A 7,830-nucleotide genomic window follows, 5' to 3' on the forward strand; every position below is an offset into this window, starting at 1 on the left:
TTGCACGGGGGGCGGCCACCGAACCAACGGTGGCCGCCCCCGGGGACGTACGAGAAGTGCTCTCGCGCGCTGCTGCTAGACGAGCGCGCCGCCCGGCAGTTCGACCTTCGCGCCGAGCTTTTCGAGCTTCTCCATGAAGTTCTCGTAGCCGCGGTTGATCAGGTCGATGCCGTGCACACGGCTCGTGCCCTGGGCGGCGAGGGCCGCGATCAGGTACGAGAAGCCGCCGCGCAGGTCGGGGATGACCAGGTCGGCGCCCTGGAGCTTGGTGGGGCCCGAGACGACCGCCGAGTGCAGGAAGTTGCGCTGGCCGAAGCGGCAGTTGGAGCCGCCCAGGCACTCGCGGTAGAGCTGGATCTGCGCGCCCATCTGGTTGAGCGCGGAGGTGAAGCCGAGCCGCGACTCGTACACCGTCTCGTGGACGATCGACAGGCCGGTGGCCTGGGTGAGGGCGACGACCAGGGGCTGCTGCCAGTCGGTCTGGAAGCCGGGGTGGACGTCCGTTTCGAGGGCGATGGACTTGAGTGCGCCGCCCGGGTGCCAGAAGCGGATGCCCTCGTCGTCGATCTCGAAGGCGCCGCCGACCTTGCGGTAGGTGTTGAGGAAGGTCATCATCGAGCGCTGCTGGGCGCCGCGCACGTAGATGTTGCCCTCGGTGGCCAGCGCCGCAGAGGCCCAGGAAGCCGCTTCGAGGCGGTCCGGGAGCGCGCGGTGCGTGTAGCCGTCGAGCCGGTCGACGCCGGTGACGCGGATCGTGCGGTCGGTGTCCATCGAGATGATCGCGCCCATTTTCTGCAGGACGCAGATCAGGTCTTCGATCTCGGGCTCGACGGCCGCGTTGGACAGCTCGGTGACGCCCTCGGCGAGGACGGCGGTGAGCAGCACCTGCTCGGTCGAGCCGACCGACGGGTAGGGGAGGGTGATCTTGCAGCCGCGCAGCCGCTGGGGGGCCTCCAGGTACTGGCCGTCCTCCCGCTTCTCGATGGTCGCGCCGAACTTGCGCAGCACCTCGAAGTGGAAGTCGATCGGCCGGCCGCCGATGTCGCAGCCGCCGAGACCCGGGATGAACGCGTGGCCCAGCCGGTGCAGCAGCGGGCCGCAGAACAGGATCGGGATGCGCGAGGAGCCCGCGTGCGCGTCGATGTCGGCGACGTTCGCGGACTCGACGTGCGACGGGTCCATGATCAGCTCGCCCGGCTCGTCGCCGGGGCGGACCGTCACCCCGTGCAGCTGGAGCAGCCCGCGTACGACGCGCACGTCGCGGATGTCGGGCACATTGCGCAGCCTGCTCGGACCGCTGCCGAGGAGCGCCGCGACCATCGCCTTGGGCACGAGGTTCTTGGCGCCGCGGACGCGGATCTCGCCCTCCAGCGGGGTGCCGCCGTGGACAAGCAGTACATCGTCTGTGCCGGTCATGTATCTCGCGTTCCGGAATCGTCGGACAGGGGGCCAAGAGGAAAGGGTAATGGGCTGATGCCCGGGTTCAGTGTGGTCGAACGGGGTGGACGTACGTCATGAATTCGCCACAACACGCTCTGTTTTATGGTCATCACCGGAGGGTTACGGTCCGGTTGTGCTGCGCGTCGCGCGCTCCCACTGCTGCCGTGCGCCCTGAGCTGCGGACCTTTTCCGCCTGTCACGGACTCCCCGCGGAGAGCGAAACTGCGGGATCATGTGGCGCATGACGGAGGTGTCCTCGCTCACAGGGCGGCTGCTGGTGGCGACGCCGGCACTCGCCGACCCGAACTTCGACCGCGCGGTCGTACTGCTGATCGACCATGACGACGCGGGCTCGCTCGGCGTGGTGCTGAACCGGCCGACGGCGGTCGGTGTCGACCAGATCCTCGCCCCGTGGGCGGAGCTGGCCGGGGCGCCGGGGGTGGTCTTCCGGGGCGGCCCCGTGTCGATGGACTCGGCGCTCGGCGTGGCGGTGGTGCCCGGCGCCAATCCCATGGGGTGGCGGCGGGTGCACGGCGCGATCGGTCTGGTGGACCTCGACGCGCCGCCGGAGCTGCTGGCGGCCGCCCTCGGCTCGCTGCGGATCTTCGCCGGGTACGCGGGGTGGGGCCCGGGTCAGCTGGAGGACGAGCTGACCGACGGGGCCTGGTACGTCGTCGAGTCCGAGCCGGGGGACGTGTCCTCGCCCGAGCCGGAGGGGTTGTGGCGGGCGGTGCTGCGCAGGCAGCGGAGCGGGCTGGCGATGATCGCGACGTATCCGGACGATCCTTCGCTGAACTAGGCCGGACGGTCCCTCGTCGAACCGGGCCGGTCGGTCCTTGGCCGAACTGGGAAGGACCGGGGCATGAGGGGCCTTGTACCCTTGGCCCGTATGAGCACTCTTGAGCCCGAGCCCGAGCGCGGGGCAGGTACGGGGACCCTTGTAGAGCCGGTTCCGCAGACGTCGCGCGGCGACGGGGACCACGAGCGGTACGCCCATTACGTCCAGAAGGACAAGATCATGGCGAGTGCCCTGGAGGGCACTCCCGTCGTGGCGCTCTGCGGCAAGGTGTGGGTGCCGGGGCGCGACCCGAAGAAGTACCCGGTCTGCCCGATGTGCAAGGAGATCTTCGAGTCTCTCGGCGACAAGGGTGGCAAGGGCGGTAAGGACGGCAAGGGCGACAAGAAGTAGGAAGCGGCGCTTCCTGCCCGGCCTGTTCGGGTTCTGCCCGTTCTGCTTGCCCGGGCTCTTCCTGCCCGGTTGATTTCTCGGGGACGGCCCCCGCGGTGCGCTTCGGCGTGCGGCGGGGGCCGTTTTCGTATGCCCCGAGGGGCGCCTCCTCGTGCCCCCTCGGTACGGCTTTGCGTGCGGGTCTTGTCCGGAGTGAGGGCGCGCTCTAGTCTCCTGCCTGTTGTGTTGTGCAGTACGAAACGTGCGTTGCGCATGCTGCAACGCGCGCTCATTCGACAGGGGTTCACGTACATGAAGCGCATCGCCCGAACTTCCCTGCCCGCGGCGGCACTTGTCCTCTCCTCGGTACTGGCCGCCTCCGCCTGCGCCCCGCAGACCTCCGGCGGCGGCGCCAAGGAGGACGCGAAGAGCGGCACGCTCCGCGTCTGGCTGTTCCAGGAGGTCGCCAACAAGCCCAAGGAGCAGGTCGTCGAGCGCGCCGTCGCGGCCTTCGAGAAGTCTCACGCGGGCGCGAAGGTCGAGGTGGAGTACATCCCCGTCGACACCCGCGCCCAGCGCATCAAGGCCGCCTTCAACGACCCGAAGAGCGCCCCGGACCTCATCGAGTACGGCAACACCGACACCGCCGGATACGTCAAGGACGGCGGACTCGCCGACGTCAGCGCCGAGTTCGCGGCGTGGGACGAGGCGAAGGACGCCGACCCGACGGCCAGGCAGTCCGTCACCGTCGACGGGAAGGTGTACGGGGCGCCGCTCTTCGTGGGGGTGCGCGCGCTGTACTACCGTACGGACGTACTGAAGGACGCCGGGGTCCAGGTCCCCTCCAGTCAGGCCGAGTTGATCGCCGCGGCGAAGGCGCTGCGCAAGGCGGAGCCGGAGATGTACGGGCTCGCGGTCGGCGGTGCGTACACCTACGGGGCGATGCCGTTCGTGTGGGCCAACGGCGGCGAAATCGCCACCGGCAGCGGCTCCTCGTACAAGTCGGCCATCAACAGTGAGGCCTCCCGCAAGGGCATCACCGCCTACACCTCGCTCTTCGGCGACGACAACTGCCCCGCCGCCAAGTGCGCCGAGATGACGGGCAACGACACCCTCACGGCGTTCGCCGCGGGCAAGGCGGCGATGGTGATCGGCGGCGACTTCAGCCATGCGGCCGTCGAGGCGGGCAAGGTGAAGGGCAAGTACGCGGTGGTGCCGCTGCCCGGCATCGAGAAGGGCTCGGTGGCGCCCGCCTTCGCCGGCGGAAACAACATCGGCGTCCTGAAGAGCAGTTCGCACCGCACGCTCGCCGTCGACCTGATGAAGTCGCTGACGGCGAAGAAGACGCAGGGCGAACTGTTCGACGCGATGGGCTTCCTGCCGACGTACGGGGACGTGCGCGCGGCGGCGGCGAAGAGGCAGCCGTACGTGGCGCCGTTCGTGAAGACGCTCGCCTCCGGCACCAAGTTCGTTCCCGCGTCGCCCGGTTGGGGCAAGATCGACGCCTCGCTCGTACTGCCGACGATGTTCCAGCAGATCGTCAGCGGCAAGAAGGACGTGGCGGCGGCGTCCGACGAGGCGGCGAAGAAGATGGACGCGGCGTTCGGGGCGTCGGCGAAGTGAGTCACGTATCCGGACACGTGCCCGCGCGGGCACGGGGGGTGGCGGCGTGAGCTCCGTACCGCTGAAGACCCGGGAGGCCGCGCCCCGGGCGGAGGGTGCGGCTGCCGCGAAGCCCCCGCGCCGCCGCAGGGGCGTCCCGCCGAGCGCCCGGGGCGGGTGGACGCCCTGGCTCTACCTCGCCCCCGCCCTCGTCGTCCTCGCCGCGCTCCTCCTCTACCCGATCTACCAGCTCGGCCTGATCTCCTTCCTGGAGTACACCCAGGCCCAGGTCAGCGGTGGTGAGCCGACCTCCTTCCGGGGGCTCGGCAACTACACCGACCTCTTCGCCGACGAGCAGTTCTGGCAGGTGCTCGCCGCGACCGTCGGCTTCGCCGCGGCCTGCGTCGTCACCACGCTCGCGGTCGGCTGCGCGCTGGCCGTACTGCTGACGCGCATCCGGGCACTGCCCCGGCTCGCGCTGATGCTCGCGGCGCTCGGGGCGTGGGCGACGCCCGCGGTGACCGGCTCCACGGTCTGGGTGTTCCTCTTCGACCCCGACTTCGGTCCCGTCAACCGGCTGCTCGGGCTCGGCGACTTCTCCTGGACGTACGGCCGCTTCAGCGCCTTCGCGCTCGTACTGCTCGAAGTGGTGTGGTGCTCCTTCCCGTTCGTGATGGTCACGGTGTACGCCGGGATCCGGGCGATCCCGGAGGAGGTGCTGGAGGCGGCGTCGCTGGACGGGGCCTCGCAGTGGCGGATCTGGCGGTCCGTCATGGCGCCCATGCTGCGGCCGATCCTGGTGGTCGTCACCATCCAGTCGATCATCTGGGACTTCAAGGTCTTCACCCAGATCTACGTCATGACGGGCGGCGGCGGCATCGCCGGCCAGAACCTGGTGCTGAACGTGTACGCCTACCAACAGGCCTTCGCCTCCTCGCAGTACAGCCTCGGCTCCGCGATCGGGGTGGTGATGCTGCTGATCCTGCTGGCGGTGACGCTGGTGTACCTGCGGCTGATGCGACGTCAGGGGGAAGAGCTGTGAGTGCTCTTGAGGCAACCGGACGCTCCCGGTCGCGATTTCGGGTACGCCGGCCCTGGCGGCTCGCGGCGGAGGCGTCCGCGCTGCTGATCGCCGTGGCGGTCGCCTTCCCGCTCTACTGGATGGTGCTCTCCGCCTTCAAGCCGGCCGGGGAGATCCAGTCCACGGAGGCCAGGCCCTGGACCCTCTCGCCGTCCCTGGACTCCTTCCGGCGGGTCTTCGAGCAGCAGGACTTCGGGCGGTACTTCCTCAACAGCCTGCTGGTCGCGGGGTCCGTGGTGGTGCTCTCGGCGCTGATCGCGTTCCTGGCGGCGACGGCGGTGACCCGCTTCCGGTTCAAGTTCCGCACCACGCTGCTGATCATGTTCCTGGTGGCGCAGATGGTGCCGGTGGAGGCGCTGAGCATCCCGCTGTTCTTCCTGATGCGGGACTTCGGGCAGCTCAACACGCTGGGCGCGCTGATCCTGCCGCACCTCGCCTTCTCGCTGCCGTTCGCGGTGTGGATGCTGCGGGGGTTCGTGAAGGCGGTGCCGGAGGCGCTGGAGGAGGCCGCCTACATCGACGGGGCTTCACGGTCGCGCTTCCTGTGGCAGATCCTCTTCCCGCTGGTCTTCCCGGGGCTGGTCGCGACGAGCGTCTTCTCGTTCATCTCGACCTGGAACGACTTCCTGTTCGCGAAGACCTTCATCATCAGCGACACCGCGCAGTCGACGCTGCCGATGGCGCTGCTGGTCTTCTTCAAACCCGACGAGAACGACTGGGGCGGGATCATGGCGGCGTCGACGGTGATGACCATCCCGGTGCTGGTCTTCTTCGTACTCGTGCAACGGCGCCTGGTCTCGGGACTGGGCGGAGCGGTCAAGGACTGATGGGAGTGATGGACGTGACGAACGTGATTCCGGCCCCGGTGGCGGTGGAGGGGCCACACTGTGGAGCGGTCTGGCTGGACAAGAGGTCCACGCTGTACGCGGCTCCGGGCACGGAGTCCGTCGCGGAGTGGCTGCGCGGCACCGTGGGCCGCGCACTCGGCCTGCCGCTTGCACCGGGCGTCGCGGACGGTGGCGGGGTGGACGGCACTGGTGCGGACGGCAGCGGTGCGGTACGGCTGGTGCTGGACGACGCCCTCGCGGCGGAGGCGTACCGGCTGAGCGTGATCCAGGGGCAGGGCTTCGAGCTCCGCGGCGGCAGCGCCGCCGGAGTCTTCTGGGCGGCCCAGACCCTCCGTCAACTCCTCGGCCCCGAAGCCTTCCGCAGCGCGCCGGTGGACCCGGCCCAGGAGCGGTGGGGCGTACCGCACCAGGTGATCGACGACGCGCCCCGCTTCGGCTGGCGCGGCCTGATGCTCGACGTGGCCCGGCACTTCATGCCGAAGAACGACGTCCTGCACTACCTCGACCTGCTCGCCGCGCACAAGCTGAACGTCTTCCACTTCCACCTCACCGACGACCAGGGCTGGCGCATCGAGATCAAGCGCCACCCCCGCCTCACCGAGGTCGGCTCCTGGCGGCCCCGCACCAAGTGGGGCCACCGCGCCTCCGACCTGTGGAACGACACCCCGCACGGCGGCTTCTACACCCAGGACGACATCCGCGAGATCGTCGCGTACGCCGCCGCCCGCCACATCACCGTCGTCCCCGAGATCGACATCCCGGGCCACTCCCAGGCCGCCGTCGCCGCCTACCCGGAACTCGGCAACACCGACGTCGTCGACACGACCGCGCTGGGCGTCTGGGACACCTGGGGCGTCAACCCCAACATCCTCGCCCCCGCCGATCACGTACTGCGCTTCTACGAAGGGGTCTTCGAAGAGGTCCTCGACCTCTTCCCGTCCCGCTTCGTGCACATCGGCGGCGACGAGGCCCCCAAGGACCAGTGGCAGAAGTCCCCGGCCGCCCAGGCCCGTATCGAGGAACTCGGCCTGGCGGGCGAGGACGAGCTCCAGTCGTGGTTCGTACGGCACTTCGACAGCTGGCTCGCCGACCGGGGCCGCCGTCTGATCGGCTGGGACGAGATCCTGGAGGGCGGCCTCGCCCCGGGCGCGGCGGTCTCCTCCTGGCGGGGCTACGCGGGCGGCATCGCCGCCGCCAAGGCCGGCCACGACGTCGTCATGTGCCCCGAGCAGCAGGTGTATCTGGACCACCGTCAGCACGGCGGCCCCGACGAGCCGATGCCCATCGGGTACGTCCGCACGCTGGAGGACGTCTACCGCTTCGAGCCCGTACCGCCGGAGCTCACCGAGGACGAGGCCCGGCACGTCCTGGGCACCCAGGCCAACGTCTGGACCGAGGTCATGGAGAACCGGAGCCGCGTCGACTACCAGGTCTTCCCCCGCCTCGCCGCCTTCGCCGAGGTCGCCTGGTCGGCCCTGCCCGCCCCCGCCGCACGGGACTTCGCTGCTTTCGAGTCGCGAATGACCGCCCACTACGGCCGACTCGACGCCCTCGGCGTCGACTACCGCCCGCCGGGCGGGCCGCTGCCGCACCAGCGGCGACCCGGCGTGATCGGACGCCCGATCGAGGGGGCGCCCCCGAACGTGTGAGCCGACCGGGGGGATCCGCACGCCGCCGCCCCGGTCCCGGGA

The 7,830-nt window shown here is 70.0% G+C and carries 7 protein-coding genes; 6 read left to right on the forward strand and 1 reads right to left on the reverse strand.

All coding sequences use genetic code 11. The annotated features are described in order from the left end of the window. Window positions 1-75: 75 nt before the first annotated feature. Entirely contained in the window at window positions 76-1,416 is a 1,341-nt protein-coding gene (gene murA / locus ACWGIG_RS34670; protein ID WP_453325674.1) for a UDP-N-acetylglucosamine 1-carboxyvinyltransferase, read from the reverse strand. A 265-nt stretch (window positions 1,417-1,681) separates the two neighbouring features. On the opposite strand from murA, the gene ACWGIG_RS34675 reads away from it, so the two are divergent. The 6 genes from ACWGIG_RS34675 (at window position 1,682) to ACWGIG_RS34700 (ending at window position 7,788) form a co-directional block, all read left to right on the forward strand. Next, window positions 1,682-2,239: a YqgE/AlgH family protein gene (locus ACWGIG_RS34675; RefSeq protein ID WP_453325675.1), complete on the forward strand. Its 558-nt coding sequence runs from the start codon at window positions 1,682-1,684 to the stop codon at window positions 2,237-2,239. Window positions 2,240-2,329: 90 nt separating this feature from the next. Next, window positions 2,330-2,629 carry a DUF3039 domain-containing protein gene (locus ACWGIG_RS34680; protein ID WP_185031735.1) on the forward strand — a complete coding sequence of 100 codons (300 nt, stop codon included), beginning with the start codon at window positions 2,330-2,332 and terminating at the stop codon, window positions 2,627-2,629. Window positions 2,630-2,920: 291 nt separating this feature from the next. Continuing rightward, a complete protein-coding gene (locus tag ACWGIG_RS34685) occupies window positions 2,921-4,231 on the forward strand; it encodes an extracellular solute-binding protein (protein WP_453325676.1) in 1,311 nt (436 codons plus the stop codon). Window positions 4,232-4,277: 46 nt separating this feature from the next. Next, the gene (locus ACWGIG_RS34690; protein WP_453325677.1) at window positions 4,278-5,252 is read left to right on the forward strand and encodes a carbohydrate ABC transporter permease; all 975 of its coding nucleotides are present in this window, start codon (window positions 4,278-4,280) and stop codon (window positions 5,250-5,252) included. Next, on the forward strand, window positions 5,249-6,118 hold the full coding sequence (locus ACWGIG_RS34695; protein ID WP_453325678.1) for a carbohydrate ABC transporter permease: 870 nt from the start codon (window positions 5,249-5,251) through the stop codon (window positions 6,116-6,118). Before ACWGIG_RS34690 ends, ACWGIG_RS34695 begins: the two co-directional genes overlap by 4 nt. 8 nt (window positions 6,119-6,126) lie before the next feature. Then, window positions 6,127-7,788 (forward strand): beta-N-acetylhexosaminidase, encoded by a 1,662-nt coding sequence (locus tag ACWGIG_RS34700; protein WP_453325679.1) that lies wholly within the window; start codon window positions 6,127-6,129, stop codon window positions 7,786-7,788. Window positions 7,789-7,830 lie beyond the last annotated feature (42 nt).

This window comes from Streptomyces sp. NPDC054863, assembly GCF_053610825.1.